Here is a 21,727-nt window from a genome sequence, read left to right as displayed (position 1 = left end):
GTTTGGGACGTTTAGGAATATTAGCGGGAGGAGGAAATCTTCCTCAGATTGGAATGAGAGAAGCCCTCGCTGCAGGGGAAGATCCATTCTTTCTTTCCATAGCCGAGTCCGACTTTACTCCGGGAAATTATCCGGATAGAGTGATCCCGATCCGAATCGTAAAAATCGGCGGCTTATTAAAATCGTGCAAAGCCAATCAGATAGATAGACTTCTTCTATTAGGAAAAGTTAAAAAAGAGATTATCTTCAAAAGTCTGAACTTCGACTTAAAAGCCCTCGCCCTACTCGCGAGAATGGTGAATCGCCACGACTATTCTATTTTCAAAACAGTGGCAGAAGATTTCGAAAAACAAGGGATTCATATCATTTCCCAAAAAACCTATCTGAAGTCATTATTACTTCCGGAAGGGCGTTATACTAAAAGATCCTTGGACAAAAAACAGATAGAAGATGTGATCTTCGGAATGGAATACGCGGAGAAGATCGCTCACCTGGACATAGGCCAAGCAGTAGTAGTGGTGGATAAATCGGTATTAGCGGTAGAAGCTGTAGAAGGAACAGACCAGGCCATTAAAAGAGGCGGAAGTTTTGCCAAAAAAAGAAAGGCAGTAGTTTGCAAAAGTTCCAAACCAAGCCAAGACCCAAGATTCGATCTACCTACGGTCGGAATAGAAACCCTAAAAGTAATGAGCGAGAATAACTGCGATATACTCGCCGTTCGAGAAGGAGAGACTATAATTGTAAATCCTTCCGAATTTATTAACCTTGCAGAAAAATTGAAAATCCATATCTTGAGCATCGGCCGTGGCAACGTCTCGAAAATTAACTCTACCCAAAAAAAGCTCCCTAAAGCCTAAGAAGGCCGGAGACAAAATTAGGACGGAAAATCTTTCCGTACCTTCTTCTCCCGTATTTATGATATTAGCCGGAGAACATTCCGGAGATCTACTAGGCGCAGAAGTATTAAAGGAACTTAAAAAGCATGATCCAGACCTTACATTTTTCGGGATAGGCGGCCCAAGAATGTTAGAAGAAGGTTTCGATTCCATAGAAGATATGGAAGAACTTTCCGTAATCGGTTTCACTGCAGTACTATTCAAATACAAATTCCTAAAAGCCCTTATGGATCGATTGGTAGAAGAAGCCGTGGCGCGATCTTGCACACATGCAATCCTAGTCGATTATCCCGGTTTTAATCTTAGACTAGCAGCCAGGCTCAAAGAATTAGGGATCAAAGTGATCTTCTATGTTTCTCCTCAACTTTGGGCTTGGAATTTCGGAAGAATTTATAAGATCAAAGAAACTATAGATCTGATGTTAGTATTGTTTCCATTCGAAAAGAAGATATACGACGATTACGGAGTCCGTTCCGTATTTGTAGGACATCCGATCGCTCAAAGGATTAAGGAGAAGATCCGAAAAGAAGCTCCCATTCCGGTAGATGAAAAACAATTAGCTCATCTGCAAACGATTACTCTTATGCCAGGGTCTCGCTCGGGAGAGATCCACAGAATGTTGGATACATTACTCCAATCCGCAGCACTTATCCACCAGGAAGCGGAGGCAGAAAAAAAACATGTCCGCTTCTTAATTCCGAACATCAACCTAAAAGAAGAAGAGTTCATCCAAACTAAAATTAAGGCAACGGAAGAATCTCATCCTGGTATCAAGATCGAATATTTATTCGATCGTTCTTTGAGATGTATAGAAGCTTCTGATATTGTTTTAGTAACTTCCGGAACTGCTACTTTAGAAGTTGTATATTTCGAAAAACCGATGGTGATCTTATACAAGGTCAGCTTACTCAGCTATTTTATTTCAGCACTTCTGATCCGTACACCATTCATCGGACTCGTCAATATCCTGAGTGGAAGAGAAACAGTGAAGGAACTCATTCAGGCAGAATGTACTCCGGAAGAAACAGTGAGAGAAACAATGGCCATCCTGAAAAACAAAAAGTACAGGAATCAGATGATAGAAGAGATCCGGTCAGTGAAAGAATCTTTAGGCGAAGAACATAGTTCTAAAAACGCGAGTAGAGCTATTCTTCAATTCTTGAAAGAGAAACCAACAACTACTCTTTAATACAACCCGCGCCATTCTCTTTTATCTTAAATGCAAACGCTGAGATCGGCGCCGCAGAATTAGATTCGCTGGAAAGTGAGTAAGTATTTCCAGTCACAAAATATTTAACTGAATCGGAATCAATATAAGAATTCGCAGTGGCACTTACGTTTCCTCCCTTCCAATAAACATTTCTTTTAGGAGGGCTACCCGGATTCCAATAATCGAATCCCATTTCGAACTTAGGAGGAACAGGCACTGGAAATTCACCCTTTCCTTTCCAGATCGTATTCGAAAGTTTCACCTTATCTATGGTGACGTACATTCTATCATGAATGTCTAGGAAATTATTTCCGTTAAATCGTATATTACCGTCTGAATCCAGACTTTCAGGGATCAAATCTCCACCGCAGAAAGAAAAACTAGGAACTCCCCAGGCCAAATTGATTGTCTCGAAATCTATCCCGAAATAAGGGTTATCGGTGCCGTAGGTAAAATAAGAATTCAATTTGGCAGTTCCGGAACCGGCAATACTTGCATCCAGTCTAGATTGAGAAGGTGCAAATTTTAAACCAACATCCAACTTACCCATGCTTGGAAGTCCAAGATCCCATTTTACTTCCTTAGAAGTCAGTTTGAGGCTACCAGTTGGATTTTCTAAAAAATACTTATAAATAGGAGTTCTGGTAAAATTAATTTCAGGGATTAACTTCTCCATCCTGGTATGGATATCTTCTCTGATCCATTGGCGAACGGAACTATATAGAGGAAAAAAGTTAGAAAGAACGATTGAGTCTGTCTCTAACTCCAGATTATATTCTCCTTGCAGAGGAAAGTAGGAAGTCCCATCTCCCTTCACTCCCTTTCTGTATCCTGTTTTTCCTTTTAGATTTGCAGACCAAGGAAGACCGAATTGTTTTCCTTTGAGTTTTGCTTCCAAAACTCCGGAAACATTCCAGCCAAGTTCTGCATCTTTGATCTCCAGATCCAAATAAGGATCCTTCCATATAAAATCTTGGAGAGAGAATTTAGCTTCCGACTTCATCCAATCTCCGTAACTTCCGGTTTCGGATCCCTTCCAATGTAGATCCAGACTTCCACCCAAAGTTTTCAGATCGGAAGATACGGGCAGAAAATTACGGATATCATCCAAGTCTTGGACGGTGAGACTTAAATCCCAGGACTTCAGTCCTTTCTCATTTTTAGATTTGAGGAGAGTGAGTTTATCTTCTCCGGAGAATACTTTATGTTCCTCGGTAAAGACATCTCCTTTTTGATCGCGGGTCCATTCATGTTCCAGATCTATATCTTTCCATTCCCAAACTTCGGTTTGTAATGGAAGTTCCTGCAAAACGATCCCTTTTACATTAGAAAATTCTGTTTTACCTTCGACCTTTAAATTGGTTCCATCTGATTCCAGAACGGCACGACCGGAAATTTTTCCCTTCTTAGGAAAAAATTGGGAAAATTCCGAATATAAACCTCCGGAAGATTCTGCCTTCGCATTCTTAAACAGAATTTCCAGATTCATGTTCTTGCTTCCGATATCCGTACTGAATCTTCCGCTCACATATCTAAATCCAGGGATCGGAAATAAAGAATCAGAAATTTGAACATTGATCTTAGTATCCTCTTTTCGGATATCAAAATCGATCCCTTTCACATTCTCCAGAAGTACTTTGCCACCTTTATAGACTGTAACTGTTGTATCTTCTAATCGGATCTCAGGAATATTGATCTTATGGATATAGGATAGGATCTCTCCCGAGATCTTATCTTCCAGATCGATACTCAGTTGTGCGTTACGCACTCGGATCGCTCTTACGGAAGGTTGGCCTTTCCAAAGACCTCTTAATAATAATTCTATTTTATTTGCTTTGAAGATCATTCTCTGGGAAGCAAAGTCTTCATCGCTGGAAATTTTTAGATCTTCTATAAATACATGATTTGGGAATTCGTATTCTACGACTCCAAGTGTCACTGCTCTGTCTAATTCTTCATTGATGAATCCGCGTGTGAGTTCCTTCACTCCTCGCAAATCCAGGACTCTTCTCACGAAGTACCATTCTGCAGTTTCTTTAGCTGCCGCAAGAAGAAGGAAAACTACAATTAGAGCTATGGATATCTTTCTAAAGGAAGGTTTTTCAGCGATTGTTTGTATCTTTTGAAAAGAAGAAGATATGAATTGATACAGTTTAGCTGGGACAGCGATCTGAAATGTCACGCTGTCCTTTTTAAAGAATGGATTTTTAGGGAGAGGAATTGTGAGGTAAATTACCGTTGGAGAACCTGGCTGATTTTCTCCGAGGTTTCCTTCAGTACTAGGCTTTCCGGAAATTTCTGTAATCCCTCTTCCAGAACCAACTGACATCTTTTGTATTCCTTAATTCTGTAGAAGCTGACTACTACTGTCTCATAGTAGAATAGATCTTTTTCGAAGTTTTTCTCTCTGGAAGCTCTGCCTAAAATCCCGAGAGCCTGGCCATATTTCTCATCTTCGAAATACGCTTTTGCCCACATTTTTTTACGGGTAACAGACTCAAAATCGCGATCCACATTGTCCGATTTACGGAAATGAACGATAGCATTATCATAGTCGTTGATCCCAAGATAAGCAGAACCTAAATAATGGTCCAAATGTTGAAGATTACGACCATCTTTGGAATTTTGAACTTCTCTCAATACAAGGGAAGCTTCTTTGAAAGATTCGATTTTTAGTAAAAGTTTGGATTTTTGGAGGAGTAGCTCGGAACGTCTTTTGTCTTCAGGGTGTAGATCGCTTAATTGCTGGTCTATTCCCTTGATTTCCGCTCGGACCTGGGTCTCTAAATTGGCGGAAACCGCCCCTTCTTTTTGTGTACTTGCACAGTAGAGGAGGAATTGAGCTCCGATAAACAATATTGTCAGATATTTACTCATTTTCTCATCCGATTTTCAATTTTTCGAGTTCTTGCAGGAAATCACTAGTCTCCTGTTGTCTGGTTTCCTCGTTAGAAAGCCAGTCCAAAGTCTCCGGATCTATCTCCTTAAGGAAGCGAGAAGGTTCGGAGGCCAATTGCTCCCCAAATTTGCGGCGATTAGCGGCACCTGTCAAGCATAAATGCCTCTTCGCCCGAGTCATCGCTACATACATCAAACGCCGCTCTTCGTCCACAGATTGGTCTTCTACTGTGGCTCTTCCGGAAGGTAAGATCCCCTCTTCTAGTCCTACGACATAAACAGACTCGAATTCCAATCCTTTGGATTGGTGAATGGTGAGTAACTGTACTCGATTATCTTCTTTCTCGTCATTCGGTTCATCTTCCATAAGCATCGCCAAACGGTTGATAAAGTCGAATAGTGTAGGCTTTTCGCCTGAGTCATTATTCTCTTCGAAGAATGCCAACATGTTCACAAGCTCTGACATATTATAGATACGAGCCTTTGCGACCTTCTCTTCTTTCTCTTCTAACACGATTTCTTTTTCCAGACCCAAATCTGCGATTAACTCTCGTAATGCGAAGAATAATCTTGGAGAAGAAGAAAACTTCTTTTTAGCCTTTTCGATCAGATTTACGAAATTATAGATCTCTGAAGAAATTTTACGGTTCAAATCAGGGATGAAATCAGGAGATTCGCAGACTCTGAATAATGTCTCATAAAGAGATTCTTTGTTCTGAGCCGCTTTTTCATGCACAAGAGAGATGGAACCGGCACCGATCCCACGTTTCGGATAATTAATAATTCTTAATAAAGACGCATCATCCTTTTGGTTAGCGATTAGACGGATATAAGAGATCAGATCTCGAACTTCTTTACGGTCGAAGAAATTGTAACCGCCTACTACCTTATAAGGCATTTCCCTGGCACGAAATGCTTCTTCAAAAGGCCTGGATTGAAAGTTAGTTCGGAATAAGATCGCGATCTGACTTCCCTTCCTTGCCTCTTTGATGATCTCTTCCCTGATCTTGTCGGCAACCCATTCGGCTTCGTCTTTCTCGTCCGATCTTTCCACATACTTAACCTTGAGGGCACCAGGCACCTTGGAAAAAAGTTCTTTGGATCTTCGGGAAAGATTATGGCGAATTAGAGAGTTTGCGGCAGAGACAATGATGTCTGTGGATCTATAATTCTCCAAGAGACGGATAACGTTTGCGCCCTTAAAATCATTTTCGAATCCTAGGATCAAACTTACGTCGGAACCTCTGAATGCATAGATAGACTGGTCGTCGTCACCTACCACACATAGATTGTCTGATTCTCCCATGAGAGCTCTTAAAAATTCGTATTGGATCGGGTTCGTATCCTGGAACTCATCCACCATGAAGTATTGGAACTTTTTATGGTATTCATCTCTTACTTCTTCGAACTGTCTTAAAAGTTTAGAAGGTAGAAGGATTAGATCATCAAAGTCGATCGAGTTCTGTTCTTTTAAAGTGTCTTGGTATTGTTGGAAAAGAGAAGCAGCCAGTAGATCTCCCTCATTCATAGAGGTCCTCATATCCGCTAAATAGTCTTCTCCTGAGTTTTTGATCCTGGAAATTTTAGAAAGAACTTCCATGATCTGAGGACGTTTAGGCTCGAGTTTCTGTGCCACAAGCATTCCAGTCACAAGACCTTCTTGGTCCGCTTGGTTCAGAAGAAGGAAAGGTTGTTTATATTCCAACTTCTCAATATGTTTTTTTAATATTCCAAGTCCAAGAGAGTGGAATGTGGAAAGAGTAATCCCTTTTAATAAGTTCCTAGGGATCAGTTTGCGAACTCTTTCTCCCATTTCCTTTGCACTTTTGTTCGTGAAGGACAATGCAACGATCTTTCCCGCAGGAATATGATGGTCCTGGATCATATGAGCGATACGATTAGAGATCACCCTTGTTTTTCCGGAACCTGCACCTGCGAAAATCAAAAGAGGACCATGGATCGTTTGGACCGCGCGGGCCTGTTCCGGAGACAAACTTAGGAAAATAGCAGCGGAATCTCGAGGTTCCTTAGGCCTTTCTTCTCTTTTTCTTTTGGGAGCAGAAGGTTTTTCTTCGGGGGAAGAAGTTTCAGATTGGACCTCGGTTGAAATCGGAATCTCAACCTCGTCTGGAGTTCCTACCACTGACTCAGGTTCAATTTCTTTTGGTTCTTCCGAAACTTCTACTGGAGTTGAAACGAACTCTGGAGTCTCATTTTCTGAAAAATCGTCTTCTTCATAAAAGGAAGAACCGTAAGATTCCTCTTGAACTTCTTCTCGGGGAGAAGAAGCGGGAGTTCCTTCCATTTGCGGACCTTCTTCTTTCGGAAGGGAAATGTTTTCCGAAAAGCTGAGTAATGGTAGATCCTGTGCAGGTTCTTCCGGTTTTTGTTCCGGAATTTCCAAATGGGAAAACAGGTCGAGACTATGATTCGTTTCTTCTTTCATCCAACTTTATGAGGGCAAAATAATCTTAAGGATCCGAAAAATCCGATTTTTCGAACCCCATCTATAAGCGACATAATCCTGATTTTTCTCTTCTTGTCAACCGCGTACAGGCAAAGGTTTGCGAATCTGAAAGGATTTCAAAAAACTGGAAGAAACGGCAGATATGCAAGAATTCCGCCCAGAAAATTACCTCCCCGATTCCAATCTTTGGGAAGAAGGAAAAAAAACTTCAACATTCAAAACTCCCATTTTTGAGTTAGTCTCTATTCCGAAAGTTTCTCCGGACAAAACAATCTCAGGCAATTTTTTCAAAGTAGAATCCAAGGATTGGGTGAATATAATCGCACTCACCGCAGATGAAAATGTAATCCTAATCGATCAATACAGACATGGTTTACATTCTTATTGTCTGGAAATCCCGGGTGGTATCGCGGAAAAAAATTCGATCTTAGAATCCGCACAGGCTGAACTGAGAGAAGAGACCGGCTTTATCTCGGACGAGTGGGAATATTTAGGAAAGGTTTCCGCAAATCCTGCCTTCATGAACAATTGGTGTCATACTTATATCGCCAGAAATGTATATCCTCACCCGGGTGGACAGGAACTGGATGAAAGCGAACAAATAGAAGTGTATCAATATCCTTTAAACAAAATCCCCGAAATTTTAGAAAAGAATATCCTACACCACGCGATGGTCGTGGCAGCATTCGGATTATTCTTTTTAAAATACGGAGAAAAGAAGAAGTAGAACTATCTCATGACAAAATCCGCAAACACGAGTCCTTTCATATCCTTACAGGTTCCTGAGTTCAGGAACTTTTTGGCCGGAAAATTTTTGGTCACACTTTCATTCGTTATGCAATCCACTGTGGTCTTCTGGCAGATAGACCATATCACCCACGACGCTCTCTTCGTAGGTTTGATCGGATTTGCGGAACTTGTGCCTAACGTGGCAGTTTCTCTTTTCTCGGGATTGGTCGTGGATAGTTTTCCAAGGAAGAAGATCATCTTCCTTTCTTTAAGCGGTCTGACTTTCAGTTCCTTCTTACTTTTATTATTCACTCTTCCCGGTTTCGAATGGGTGATCGAAAAATATTGGGTATATCCGATCTATTCCGTAATCTTCTTCTCCGGAATTTGTAGAGGATTTTTATCTCCAAGTATCGCGGCCTTCCAAACTCAATTAGTCTCTAAGGAAATTTTTCCGAACGCTGCTACATGGAGTGGTGTCGCTTGGCAGGGTTCTGCAGTTTTAGGCCCGATGCTTGGTGGACTTCTAACTGGATTTAACGGAGTGCAGACTGCTTACCTTGCGGACTTCTGCATCATGGTGTTCTCTTTATTTTTATTACTGCTTGTTCCTTCCAAACCTGTTCCTGAAAAACAAGGAGAGAAGGAATCCATTTGGAAAAGTTTGGGAACCGGCTGGAAGTTTGTGTTCGGCCACCAACTAATCCTGGGCGCGATCAGTTTGGATCTATTTGCTGTATTATTCGGCGGAGCAGTAGCACTTATCCCTACATTCTCTAGAGAAGTTTTAGGAATGGGTCCTGAATATTATGGAATTTTAAGGTCCGCTCCTGCGATCGGTGCGGTTCTATGTGCATTATTCATAGCAGTCAAACCTCCTAAAACGAATTCAGGAGTAATATTACTCAGTAGTGTATTCGGTTTCGGACTTTGTATGATCGTATTCGCACTTTCCAGGAACTTCTACTTATCTTGTGCAGCATTGATCGTAAGCGGTTCCTTTGATATGGTAAGTGTTGTGATCCGTCATACAATCGTTCAGATGTATACACCTGAACATATGAGAGGAAGAGTTTCCGCGGTGAATAATATATTCATCGGTTCTTCCAATGAATTAGGGGCCTTCGAATCGGGAGCGACCGCAAAAGCATTTGGTCTTGTTCCTTCCGTAGTCATCGGAGGAACGCTCACTCTCCTAACCGTAGGGATTATTACCGCAATCTCACCTCGTCTTCGAAAAATGGATCTAAAGGATATAACGGTTTAATATGGATAATATTCTTACACAACAAGAAGCGATGCTCCGCTCCGGACAGATCTCCGAAGTGGACTATACTCTAAAATTAAAACTGGAAAAAGGATCCCAAGATTACGAGGGAGAAACCACAGTTCGATTCCTATATAATGGCGGCAAAAAAGGGAAACTCAAGGTAGATTTCGTATCTAAAAAAATTGAGATCCTTTGGATAAACGGAAAAGAAGAAACAAATTATGAAAAAAAAGAATCCGCACTCTTCTTGCCTGGAGAATTATTAGCAGAAGGCAAAAACGAGCTTAAGATCAAATACAAAAATTTTTTTGATCATAGCGGCTCCGGCTTTCATAAATTTACGGACCCTTCCGACAAAGCGGAATATATGCATACGGACTTCGAACCGTTCGAAGCCCATAGATTATTCCCTTCTTTCGACCAACCGGATCTAAAAGCGACTTACGAGCTGGAAATCACAGGACCTTCCGAATGGACCTATATTCATAACACGGTCCCGAAATCGGAAGAAACCCAAGGAAATTATAAAAACATAAAATTCAATAAGACCAAAAAATTCTCCACCTATCTATTCTCTCTGATCGTAGGACCTTATGCGGTGTGGGAAGATAAGGCGGGAGAAATTCCTCTTAGAATATTCTGCAGAAAGTCTCTCTCCAAGTATATGGATGCGGAGAATTTATTCGCGATCACAAAGGAAGCGTTCGGCTTCTTACAGGAATATTTTGGAGTTCCCTATCCATACGGAAAATACGATCAAATATTCGTACCTGAATTCAATATGGGAGCTATGGAAAATGTGGGAGCTGTTACATTCTCCGAAAGTTATATCTTCCGCGGGCCTAGGATCTATTCCGAATATTTAAACAGAGCAAACACTGTGTATCATGAAATGGTGCATATGTGGTTCGGAAACCTGGTCACAATGAAATGGTGGAACGATCTCTGGTTGAATGAAAGTTTTGCGGATTATCTTTCCTATTATTCCATGTCCAACGGGAAAATTTTCCCGGATGCATTAGAACATTTTTATGTAAGAGAAGAATGGGCTTACAGAGAAGACCAACTTTCCACCACCCACCCTATTGCAGGAAAAGCAGAAAATACATTAGAAGCCATCAGCAATTTCGACGGGATCTCTTATTCCAAAGGTGCCTCGGTTCTTCGCCAATTGATGTATTACGTGGGCGAAGAAAAATTCAGAGATGCGATGAGGCTTTATTTCAAAAGACATGCGGAGAAGAATACTGTATTAAACGATTTTCTTTCTTGTATGTCGGAAACCAGCGGAATCGATATCAGAGGCTGGAGCAAAGAATGGTTGGAAACAACAGGGGTCAATACTCTCAGTCCCGTCCGACAAAACGGTAGATTATTCCTATACCAAGGACCTTCTGCTACAAACGGGCTATTACGCACACATGCACTCCAAGCTTCCTTATTCAGAGAAAAGAACGGCGTGCTGGAAGAAGTCTGGAAAAAAAGGGTACTCGTAAAAGGAAAAGAAACCTTATTAGAGGAAAATTATACGGGAGAAGCGGACCTTCTACTTTTAAACACCGAAGACTTTGCTTATGCAAAAACCTACCTAAGTAAAGAATCACTTCCTATCCTAAAAAGAAGCCTACACACTCTAAAAGATCGTTTTTCCAGAAGAGTTGTATGGGGAAGTTTATGGCAGATGGTAAGAGATGCGGAACTTGCTCCCAAAGAGTTCCTCGAATTAGCTTTGGACCAAGGCTTAAAAGAACCTGATCTTTCCGTTCGAAACAGTCATATACTCACCAAAGCTTTGACAGTGATCGACAATTATATCCCGGAAGCGGAGAAAAGAAACTGGTCAGACAAGCTCAACAAAATCGCCAAAGAAAAATCACTTCTCGCTCAGAACCCTGAACAAGAGCAGATATTATGGTTTAGAATATTAGAAAATACTTCTAAATCACCTGAACAACTTTCTTACCTGAAAGAATTACTGGACCAGAAAAAAAGTATCCCAGGGATCGCAATGGACCAAGAAAGACGTTGGGTCATTCTATCCAGACTCAGTGCTTATGGAGATCCGGAATCTTCTAAACGGATCGAAGAAGAAACCTCCAAAGACAATACGGATCTTGGAGCAAAAAAAGCTTTCTTAGCACGCATTTCTTTCCCTGATCCTAAAACCAAAAAAGAATCTTGGGAAAGATTCCTAAAACCTAAAGAAGGAGATTCTACCGACTTCTTAAGATATGGAATGAGGGGATTTCAATGGAATCACCAAAAACAACTATTGATTTCTTATACTGATTCTTATTTTAATTCGGTAATCTCAGTGTATGAAACAAGAGATCCTCATTTTGCTTCCGCATTCGGTCATATGATGTTCCCTTCTTTCGAGCCGAATCCGAATTTGTTAAAGAGGACCCAAGAGTTTCTGGACCAAAATAAAAAACTTCCGGAACTATTGAAAAAAGATCTCCAACAACAAAGAGACGATATACAAAGAACCCTTAAGGTTTTAGAAAAATACAAAAACTAAAAGACCGTCTTAGCCTCTTAAGAAAAAAGAAGAGTTAGAGGGCAGCCTCTAACTCTTTACCAAAAAGATCTATTTTTTAGACAGGATTATGCGGTAGCAGGTTCCCTTTTTCCTGAGTGGCTTGCCGAAGATCCTCCATGTTGTCTCTTCCATTCTTCCAATTTTTTATCCATCACCTTAAACCAAAGCGGAGGAAATAAAGCCAGAAGTATCATCAATTCATAACCATAAGGAAGTTGAGGACTTTCCTCGAAATGTCTCAAGGATTGGTATCTTCTTCCTGCGTTCGCATGATGATCGGAATGTCTTTGCAATTGGAACAAGAATGCGTTAGACAAGCTAAAGTTTTGGTTCCAAGAATGGATCGGAAGAACCTTCTCGAATTTTCCAGGAGATAATTCCTTACGAGCCAAACCATAATGTTCAATATAATTCACGAGTTCCAATAGAGAGAACGCAATCCAACTTTGAACGAAGAAAAATGCTGGCACCTGCCAATTCAAGTTACCTGTGATCGCATAAAAAATCCCGGTCACTGCGGAGATAAATAGAACGGGAATGATCATAGATGTGATCATTTCATTGTCCAAGGTCCAAGAAGACTTACCCAATTTGCCCAATCTTTTTTTCTCTAAATTCCAAGCGCTTGTTAAACTTCCAAAAACGGTTCTTGGATAAAATGCGAAGAACGATTCACCCTTTCTACTGGAAGCAGGATCTTCATGAGTAGAAACATTCACATGATGTCCACGATTATGCTCTATAAAGAAATGCATGTAACAAACGGTCATAAGAATAAACTTGGAATACCATTGTTCTATCTTAGTATTTTTGTGGCCTAACTCATGAGCAACAGTGATCCCGATCCCACCGGTGTTCACACCGATCGCTAAAACAAAAGCGAACCACTCTAATGTGGAAAGAGTTTGGGTTTGGATTTCCCATAAAGCCCAAATCACCAAAACAAACTGGATCCAAGCCCAACCATAGGTCAGGAATCTAAAATAGAGTTCCTTCTGAAGTTCAGGCACATCTTCTTCCTTCGGATTACTTGCATCCGGCCCGATCCAGAGGTCCATGATCGGAAGAATTCCGAATACCACCGCCAAAGTTAAAAAATTAAAACTGCCTCCCAAATAGTAACCTGCCACGGCCAAGCCCGGGATCAGGTATGCGATCAAGAAGGATAATCTTTTCCCTACACTCATCTCTCTCTCCTATCCCGCATTTCCTCGGGAAAATCAATCGATTTAATTTATTTCGAACGTTTGGTATTATAACATAAACCGAATCCGAGGCAAGAAAAAAATCTATAGAGTGGCATTTTTTCTAACAATTGTTTTAAAATGGATCAGATTGGCGTTAAACAGCAGAAAAGGATTGGGCGACTCTTCGCTACGCTCAGACCGGGCTACTCCGGGTTCGCGCATAAGCGCTCATCCAGGCATTGCCTGGACTTAAGCCCTTCGTATCCCTGTCGCAAAGATATAGAGATCATAACCAGAAAATAAATTATCAACTAAACACTTCGATCTACACCTATAATTTTTTGTCCTTGTTTCGAAAGACCTCTTCAAAAGCATGGTTTATAAGTAGAAAACATTCCCTCCTTAAGACGAAAAGCAAAGCACAAGCTAAAACGTATAACGTTCCAATCAGAAGGAAATTTTGATGAGTCTTAACGGATTAAATTTCTATTCCTATCTTAGCAAGATCCGAATTCTTAAAACCTACTCCAGCAAAATTATGCTAGTTGCGTTCCTTGGGACCCATGTTCCATTGATCACACTTTTATTATTTTTTGTATTATCCACTGTTCAAGATATACAAACAGCCCTAAAAATTTTAGGGATCGCACTTATAGCAACTCTAGTAGGAACTGCCGCCACACTTTTTGCCTTACATAAACTTTTAACTCCGGTTGTGCTCACTTCCAAATCCCTAAACAGATATTTGAGTGAAAGAGAGATCCCAAATTTACCCACAGTATTCCAAGACGAAGCCGGCTCTTTAATGGCGGATACCGTAACCACAGTGCGTAAACTGGATGAATTAATCCATTATATGGCAAACTACGACGGATTGTCCGGATTGCCTAATCGGGATTTATTCTTAGAAAGATTAAGCAATTCCCTACATGAACTTTCTATGAGAGAAGAAATATTAAGTTTTCCTGTTCTTTCATTGGAAGCCACTCACTTAAAACAGATCCGATCCAATTTCGGCGTACATATGGGAGATCTATATTTAAGATCACTAGTGCAAAAATTGGAAACAATGCTCGGGCCTGAAACTGTTCTCGCAAGAACCGGAGATGGAGAATTCTCCTTCTTTCCGTTACCTTCTTCTTCCCAAATTTTAGAAACTGATACAGAGATTTGGGCGGAAAAGATCCAGAACAGCACATCTTCTCCCTTAAATGTCGTAAACCAACAGATCTCCTCCGAAATACGAATTGGAATATCAGTTTTTCCTTATGATGGAAAATCCGCAGACCAACTTTTATGGAAATCTGAAACTGCATTAAGCCAGACAAAACTTTCAGGGACTTCTAAGATCCAAACCTATTCTTCCGAGTGGAAGGAAAGAATGAAGGAGAAATACCTTCTAGAAAAAGATCTAAAACTTGCGATCTCTAAAAACCAATTATTCATTCAGTACCAACCAAGAATAGAAGTACAAACAGGCAAAAAGATCTCCGCAGAAGCATTGCTTAGATGGAATCATCCCGAATACGGAGTTATCTCCCCTACAATATTTATACCAATCGCAGAAGAAAGTGGGATCATTGGAGAGATGGGAGAATGGGTTCTTTCTAAATCGATGGAAGACCTGGGAAATTGGAAAAAGAGAGGACTTCCTCCAATCCGTATCTCCGTAAACTTATCCGCAAAACAATTAGAAGATAAGAATATCGCTAAAAAAGTCCTAGATATATTAGAAAAAAACAACCTAAGCGTAGAAGATCTAGAGCTTGAAATCACCGAATCCAGCTTAATTACCAATATACAATCCGCATTGGAAATTTTAGGAGAATTGCATTCCTGGGGGATTTCTCTTGCTTTGGACGATTTCGGAACAGGATATTCCAGCCTTTCTTATTTAAGTAAGATCCCGCTCAAAACCTTAAAAGTGGACCAATCCTTTGTTCGTAAGATCCTAACGGATCCGAATTCCCTGGCGATTTCCAAAACGATCGTAGCATTAGGAAAAAGTTTAGGCCTAAGGATCACTGCTGAAGGTGTAGAAACAGAAGTACAAATGCGCAAGATCAAAGATCTAGGCTGCGACGAAGCACAGGGATATTTTTTAAGCAAACCTATTCTTTTAGAAGAACTAGAGGTATTCGTCCAAACCTAAACAAACTTCTCCGCAACTTTAAGACTAATCGGATTCGATTAGTTCTCACTCATTCCAATCTTTCACTTTATTACATTTAATCTGTTTGTAACAGTTCTCGGGTTAATCGAATTGCACGAGTATCCATACTTTCCATAAGGAGGATACAGTGAATCGGAAGTATTACATTATGATTACGAGAACTATTATTACAATTTCAATTTTTCTAATATGTTTGGGAACCCTTTCTGCAGACACAGTCACCAATACTAAAACTAAAGAAGTGATTGAGAACGTAAAAACCACTCAGACAGAACAGGGTGTGATTGTTGAGTTCGAAGACGGCTCCCGTAGAGGTTTTGACAGAACGTCCGTTACTGTCGAAGCCAAACCAGTAGAATGGAAACAAAAAGATCAGGAGAATTATCCTGACAAAGAAAGATACACTGACTATGCCATTTTTGGTGGGATCTTCTTAATAATACTACTTTTACCCTAAAGAACCAAAACCTTAACAGGTACGTAATCAAGTCGTAAAGTAATTTATCTAACATAATCCACGAGGTCGATCGGATTTCGGCCTCTTTTCAGAATGAATAGGAGAAATTCGATCCATGAAATCGTTAAATAAAAAAGTCTCGAAAGCAGTAAGCGCTCTTGCAGTTGCTATTGCTCTTGTAGGCTGTGATTCCGGCGGGGGCGGCAGTAACGCAGCGCTTGCTTTAGCGGGGCTCGGTAGTTCTTACCAAGCGACAGTCGTAATGGGAGGAAAACTGAGAATCGCAGCTGCGAGTACAGTATTCCCAAGCGTTGGGTATGTCACAAACAAACCTGCTTTCGTTAAACTTACTGGCAGCACTCTAACTTCCGGTGGAACGGATTTCACAGTAGGAAGCAGCACTGCTAGCGATGCAGCGGACTTTAATATCACTTTTAAAACAAATAGTGCTACCGGGAAACTTCACGGGGAAGTCTTTGCTATATCTGACGCTTATTACACCTCTACAGTAGTACCAGTCGGTGCAAAATGCTCCGCTGGTTCCGCTTGTGATAGTGAAACGGTATATACTGAACTAGTTGGTTCTTTCGACATGAACTACGCAGTCGATACTTCTGATCCAACAAACACCGCTCAGTTAACCTTCTCAAATTTAACCGGTGATTTATCTCCATCGACTGTAGCTGGAGTCTCATCAACTCTATATGTTGACCTTGCTAACGTAATCACCACTGTTGCAGGTGTTTATTCCAACCCGAATGCAACTGTGGGAGAAGCTCTTTGTGATTCCATCGGCACACCGACAATCAAACAAGGAACAATCTCCGGCACCCAAATTTGGGGAAAATACACTCTACTAAGAGGAACAGTTGTAGTAAACAATAACGCTACAATTACAATTCCTAAAGGTGCAGTGATCTACGGAGAAAGAGGATCCTCTCTTTTCTTCAATGGAGCAAACCTTGTCACCCAAGGAACTGCTGCAGAACCAGTTTGTTTCACTTCTGCTCAAGCAAGAGGATCCAGATTCCCTGGAGACTGGGGTGGAATTGTATTTATTGGAAATGGAAATGGAACCAGAACTTCCGGAACCACAGAAGGAACTACTCCATTGACTTATCCTGGATCAAACCCATCTAATCTTACTCTAAGATATACAATCGTTGAGTTTGCAGGAAATGAGGTTGCACCAGGAGACGAGTTAAACTCCCTCTCTCAATACCAAGTCAATTCCGCTACTTATAGATTCGTACAAGCTCATAGAGGGCTGGACGATTCCTTCGAATGGTGGGGAGGCGGATTGTCTCCAAGCACTTTCGACGGAGCGTATTTGATCGGATCCGGAGCAATGGATGATGATTTCGATATGGACGAAGGTTTCAGTGGAACTCTAAAATATCTGATCTCCGTAAAATATCCGGCTGCCTGCGGTGGGTCCGTTTCTACAGATCCACATGGTTTCGAAATGGACGGAGTTCATGCTTCTTCCGGCTTCGCAGGTTGTGCTCCTGGAGCAAATTCAACTCACGATTGTTCTAATCCGACTGTTTCTAATTATACTGCAGTTGGTTTCAATTTTGCGAATAGTTTCGGAGAGCGTCATAGAGAAGGTTTACAAGGAAGTTTCTCTCAAGGAATTCTTTGGAATTTCAGCAGAAATATTGTTTGCGATAGCACAAGCGGATTCCCAGCAGTAAACAGCTCAATCTCAAACGTTCATAGCGATAATAGCAAAACCGATTGTATGAACAGTGCCGCTTGCGGAGCAACAGCAACTGGAACTGCTCCAACTTGTGCAGCTAGTTTACTCGACCTAAGCGCACTTCCAGTAACTGATTTAGGTAGTGTCCAAGATGGTAATTTCTGCGGACATGGAACTAAACCAGACTTCACAACTTCAGCTTCCGTAGCCAGCGGTGCGACAGGTGGAGCTCCAGTAGGCGGAACTACAGACTCGATCGTGGGTTCCGTTACTGAAAAATGGTGGAGTGGCTGGGCTGTTTGGAGAGCTCACTAATCCATATAACGTAAGCTAAAATTGATCTATAATAAGAAGGGCCTTCTCCAGAGAGGGCCCTTTTAAAAATAAAAAGTAAAAAATTCCGGGAACACAACAAATGGCCATAAGAAAGACCATTCTATTTCTGCTCATTCTACTTAACGTAAATTTCTGCGAGAAAATCGATAAGGGTGATGATCCAGAATACGAAAAGAGATTAAAAGAAACGTTAAGTCGTTATAAATCAAATATCAAAGACGATTATACAATCTCCGAAACCAGCAATACCAAAGAAGAAGCTATTAAAAAATATCTGGAAGCGGTCCAGCGCAATGAACCGGATAGATTCATTTTTTCTAAGGAAGAATACTTCAATATATTCCTTCCAAATACGTTAGGGATGGAAACCCTCACTTCCAAAATGCCGGAAAAAGAAGCTTGGGAGCTAACTGATATTAGACGAAGAGCTGCTCTTTCCCGGATCCAAGACATTTTCAAAGCATATCCAGGAAAATCATTCACAATTACTAAGCTAACCTGGAGAGACGATCCCAAAATCATGAATGCAATTACCGGTTATAGGGTGGGTACACTCGAAATTAAAATAGGAAATCATACCCATACCATTGAAGAAATACGCCTTATCGTAGGACATAAAGGAAAATATAAAGTCTGCGTTATCGGGACTTAAAACGGTGCGCTCCAAAATTAAGCCATGAAAATGAAAAAAATAAAATTCAACCCTACAATCCTTCTGATAGTATTTACCTTACTTTCAGTAACTCCCACTTGGTCCCAAGCAGCGGGGAAAATTCGCGGAAAAATCGTAGATGGAGATAACGGTGAAGCCGTTTTCGGTGCTACCATCGTAGTTAGGTCCATTAAAAAATTCGCAAAATCGGATTTCGATGGAGCCTATGACTTAGAACTTCCTGTTGGCACTCATGAAGTTGAGTTCCAAATGTTAGGATATTCTCCGCAAAAACGGACCATTAATGTTACTCCGGGAAAACCCCAAGTAGTAAATATTACCTTCGGCTTACAAACCTTAGAGACCGTAGATGTAAAAGGTAGAGCTTTAAATGATGCGGAAGCGGCACTCTTAGCACTTCAGAAAAAATCTGCAGCGGTTTCCGACGGTATTTCAAAGGAAGCCATTAAGAAAAGTCCAGACTCTTCTGCAGGTGAAGTAGTTAGAAGGGTCACCGGGATCACGTTAGTCGGTGGAAAATTCGTTTTCGTTCGAGGCTTGGGTGAACGTTATTCAAATACTGAATTGAATGATACATTAGTTCCTTCTACTGAACCTGACAAACGAGTTGTGGCTTTAGATATCTTTCCTTCCGGAGTTTTGAAAAACGTTCGGATCATGAAGACATTTTTACCGGAACTTCCCGGGGAATTTTCCGGAGGTCTTGTTAAAATCGAGACCCAAGAATATCCGGAAGAGAAACAACTTAGTGTCTCAGTCGGAGCAGGTGGTAACTATAATACTACGGGTCATAAATTCTTAAACATGAACCAAGGGAATTTTTTCGGTGGAGTAAATGATAATCAAAAAATGCCATCTGCCCTTGCCGGAATTCCTGAGTCGATCCCAATTGAACCAGGAAGCATTTTTGGAGGACTTCCCCCTCAAGGAGTTCAGGCCTCTGCCGGTCTATTCAACCAAAAATGGACACCTAATTCAGGCCCTGCCTCATTTGATAGGAACTTCTCTATCAACTACGGTGATACTTTTAAAGTAGGAGCAACTTCTCGTATCGGGATTTTAGTAGGTTCTACTTATAACCGTAACTATCGCTTCCGCCAAGAAAGTTCGAATCGTTATTTTGCAAACCCTGTATCCACTCTAACAACGGCAGGTACTAACCTCACATTACAACAGCACCAGGATGCCGATTTGTACATTGAAGAAAGGAACTGGGGAAACAACGCAAATATCGCATATGAGATCACGAAAGGCCAACAGATCTTTATGAAAACCTTGTTCACTCAACAAGGAGAATCTCAAGTCCGTGATGCAACGGGACAGGATAAAATCGACAATTTTGATTTTAAGGCTCTTACCACCCAATATACAAGCAGCCGCATCTTCCATAATACGATCGGAGGAGACCACGCTCTAAATTGGTTTGGAGATAGGGCTCATAAATTCGACTGGAGATTTAACTATGCGGAAGCAAATCGAGACCAGCCGGACCTACAACAACAGGTATGGAGAAAAGCTTCTACTGCAGATCCATTTACTGATTATACTCGTTTAGGAAATAACCCTGATGGATCTCGATTCTTCTCAGAATCTAAAGATACAAGCCGAACTACTAAATTAAATTATGAAATTCCATTCGACCAATGGAGTGGGTTAAAATCACTTTTCAAATTCGGAAGTTATACTCTTTCTAGGGAAAAGGATTTTAGATTCAGGGAATTCGGACAAAAGCCGAATACCGCTGTACCGCTTACAAATCTGTATCCAGTACCGGGCGAAATCTATTCTAACCCGATTTATTTCCTAACAAACGACTTTACCTTCTCAGAGAGACAGGTAGAGTCAAACGCATATGACGCTTTCCAAAGGTTACAAGCTTACTATTCTCAAGTGGAACTCCCAATCCTTCCTAAATTGAAAGTTTTGGCAGGGGTTCGTTACGAGGATAGTTATCAAAAAGTAAAAACCTTCGTATTAAGAGATACTAATAGCCCGTTTAACTTAAGCTACGGTTGTGGATCTATGGATGAATTCAGCAGGATTGCTTTGGTTCGGAATAATATTTGTGATCCTAATAATAATGGGGTGGGAGAACTTCGTACAAAAGACAAACTCCCCTCTATCAACGTAAATTGGGAATTTGCCGACAACCAGATCTTGCGTGTATCTGCTACCCAAACCTTAACTCGTCCAGACCTGAGGGAATTGTCTCCATTCGGATTCACTCCGTATTTTGGAGCAAACAGGGTATTCGGTAATTCAGACTTACGTAGATCTTATATCCACAACTATGACGTACGATACGAATATTATCTAAACTCAACCGACTATATTGGAGTGGGAGCATTCTTGAAACAGATTTCCAACCCAATAGAGATGATCGGACAACCGATCGCAGGAAGTATTGCTCAACGTTTCACCTATCTGAATGCGGAACAGGGAACGATCAGAGGTGTTGAATTCGATTTTCGTAAAGACGTAACCAAATGGATGAGATTTGAAGCAAATATGTTCTTGATCAATTCCAGAGTGGACGTGATTTCCTGGAACGAGTATATAATGGCAAAAGGAGGACTCTTAGATCCCCTTTCCAAAGCCGCTACTTATAACCCTACCAATATTTCTCGACCTCTGCAAGGTCAGTCACCGTTGGTATTCAATATTAAATTCGATTTCTACTTAAATGAAAAGAAGACCCAAAATATCGGTGTTTACTATAACTACTTCGGCGACAGATTATTTGCAGTTGGAGCGAACGGGTTGCCTGACGCTTATGAAAGAGCAGTCGGTTTAACTGACGTAGTTTACACTACTAAAAGAGGAGACCATCTTGAGTTCAAAGTTTCTGCTCAGAACATCTTCGATACACGATATAGAGTATATCAGAAAAATGAGTTAACTGGCGAGAAAGAGTTGTTTCTTTCTTATAGAACAGGTGTGAGCTACTCTTTCCAAGCTACTTATAAACTGTAAAAGAATTTTAAATTCTACATCAAAGAAAAGCCTCTGGTTCTTGCATAAGAATCGGAGGCTTTTTAAATTCTTAGTATACCTGCCCCACAAACAATTCACTAAAAATCTCCAGCAACCCCACCCCCACCTTCAATTACACTAACACAAACTAACGGTACTTATACGATATAATACGCGCATACCCAATCCGGGATACTCCAACGTAAATTAATGA

At 40.9% G+C, this 21,727-nt stretch carries 14 protein-coding genes; 10 read left to right on the top strand and 4 right to left on the bottom strand.

Translation table 11 applies throughout. From position 1 onward, the window contains the following. Positions 1–2: 2 nt before the first annotated feature. A complete protein-coding gene (locus EHO58_RS12890; RefSeq protein WP_135625908.1) occupies positions 3–857 on the top strand; it encodes an LpxI family protein in 855 nt (284 codons plus the stop codon). Next, positions 805–2,085 (top strand): lipid-A-disaccharide synthase, encoded by a 1,281-nt coding sequence (gene lpxB, locus EHO58_RS12885; protein ID WP_135680212.1) that lies wholly within the window; start codon positions 805–807, stop codon positions 2,083–2,085. The genes EHO58_RS12890 and lpxB overlap by 53 nt, the downstream gene beginning before the upstream one ends. On the opposite strand, the gene EHO58_RS12880 is transcribed toward lpxB, so the two are convergent. From EHO58_RS12880 to EHO58_RS12870, 3 genes are read right to left on the bottom strand one after another with little or no spacing between them, the layout of a single operon-like run. After that, on the bottom strand, positions 2,075–4,435 hold the full coding sequence (locus tag EHO58_RS12880) for an LIC_12586 family protein (protein WP_208728807.1): 2,361 nt from the start codon (positions 4,433–4,435) through the stop codon (positions 2,075–2,077). The two genes, lpxB and EHO58_RS12880, sit on opposite strands and share 11 nt — an antisense overlap. Continuing rightward, positions 4,339–4,983, bottom strand: coding sequence for a tetratricopeptide repeat protein (locus EHO58_RS12875; RefSeq protein ID WP_100707928.1), 645 nt, complete (start codon positions 4,981–4,983; stop codon positions 4,339–4,341). The genes EHO58_RS12880 and EHO58_RS12875 overlap by 97 nt, the downstream gene beginning before the upstream one ends. A gap of 4 nt (positions 4,984–4,987) precedes the next feature. After that, a complete protein-coding gene (locus tag EHO58_RS12870; protein ID WP_135680211.1) occupies positions 4,988–7,450 on the bottom strand; it encodes an ATP-dependent helicase in 2,463 nt (820 codons plus the stop codon). Positions 7,451–7,613: 163 nt separating this feature from the next. Between EHO58_RS12870 and EHO58_RS12865 the strand changes: the two genes are divergently transcribed. Genes EHO58_RS12865 through pepN form a run of 3 tightly spaced genes read left to right on the top strand, consistent with a single transcriptional unit; the run spans position 7,614 to position 11,991 of the window. Next, positions 7,614–8,198: an NUDIX hydrolase gene (locus EHO58_RS12865; protein WP_135680210.1), complete on the top strand. Its 585-nt coding sequence runs from the start codon at positions 7,614–7,616 to the stop codon at positions 8,196–8,198. A gap of 9 nt (positions 8,199–8,207) precedes the next feature. Then, complete coding sequence (locus tag EHO58_RS12860) at positions 8,208–9,467, top strand: MFS transporter (RefSeq protein ID WP_135625904.1); 1,260 nt, start codon at positions 8,208–8,210, stop codon at positions 9,465–9,467. Between the two features lies 1 nt (position 9,468). Then, a complete protein-coding gene (gene pepN, locus EHO58_RS12855) occupies positions 9,469–11,991 on the top strand; it encodes an aminopeptidase N (RefSeq protein WP_135680209.1) in 2,523 nt (840 codons plus the stop codon). Between the two features lie 86 nt (positions 11,992–12,077). On the opposite strand, the gene EHO58_RS12850 is transcribed toward pepN, so the two are convergent. Then, on the bottom strand, positions 12,078–13,199 hold the full coding sequence (locus tag EHO58_RS12850; protein WP_135680208.1) for an alkane 1-monooxygenase: 1,122 nt from the start codon (positions 13,197–13,199) through the stop codon (positions 12,078–12,080). Positions 13,200–13,662: 463 nt separating this feature from the next. Between EHO58_RS12850 and EHO58_RS12845 the strand changes: the two genes are divergently transcribed. From EHO58_RS12845 to EHO58_RS12825, 5 genes are all read left to right on the top strand, one after another. Then, entirely contained in the window at positions 13,663–15,351 is a 1,689-nt protein-coding gene (locus EHO58_RS12845) for a putative bifunctional diguanylate cyclase/phosphodiesterase (RefSeq protein ID WP_135680207.1), read from the top strand. A gap of 169 nt (positions 15,352–15,520) precedes the next feature. Further along, complete coding sequence (locus EHO58_RS12840; protein ID WP_100709303.1) at positions 15,521–15,829, top strand: LIMLP_04285 family protein; 309 nt, start codon at positions 15,521–15,523, stop codon at positions 15,827–15,829. A 115-nt stretch (positions 15,830–15,944) separates the two neighbouring features. Next, on the top strand, positions 15,945–17,846 hold the full coding sequence (locus tag EHO58_RS12835; RefSeq protein WP_135680206.1) for a hypothetical protein: 1,902 nt from the start codon (positions 15,945–15,947) through the stop codon (positions 17,844–17,846). Between the two features lie 100 nt (positions 17,847–17,946). Beyond that, entirely contained in the window at positions 17,947–18,519 is a 573-nt protein-coding gene (locus EHO58_RS12830; protein WP_135680205.1) for a hypothetical protein, read from the top strand. Between the two features lie 30 nt (positions 18,520–18,549). After that, positions 18,550–21,513 carry a TonB-dependent receptor domain-containing protein gene (locus tag EHO58_RS12825; protein ID WP_135680204.1) on the top strand — a complete coding sequence of 988 codons (2,964 nt, stop codon included), beginning with the start codon at positions 18,550–18,552 and terminating at the stop codon, positions 21,511–21,513. The last annotated feature ends 214 nt before the right edge of the window (positions 21,514–21,727 follow it).

The organism is Leptospira selangorensis, assembly GCF_004769405.1.
In the GTDB taxonomy this organism is placed as follows: Bacteria; Spirochaetota; Leptospiria; order Leptospirales; family Leptospiraceae; genus Leptospira_B; species Leptospira_B selangorensis.
The sequence above is the reverse complement of the archived record's forward strand: the minus strand, read 5'-3'. Positions and strand labels throughout refer to the sequence as shown.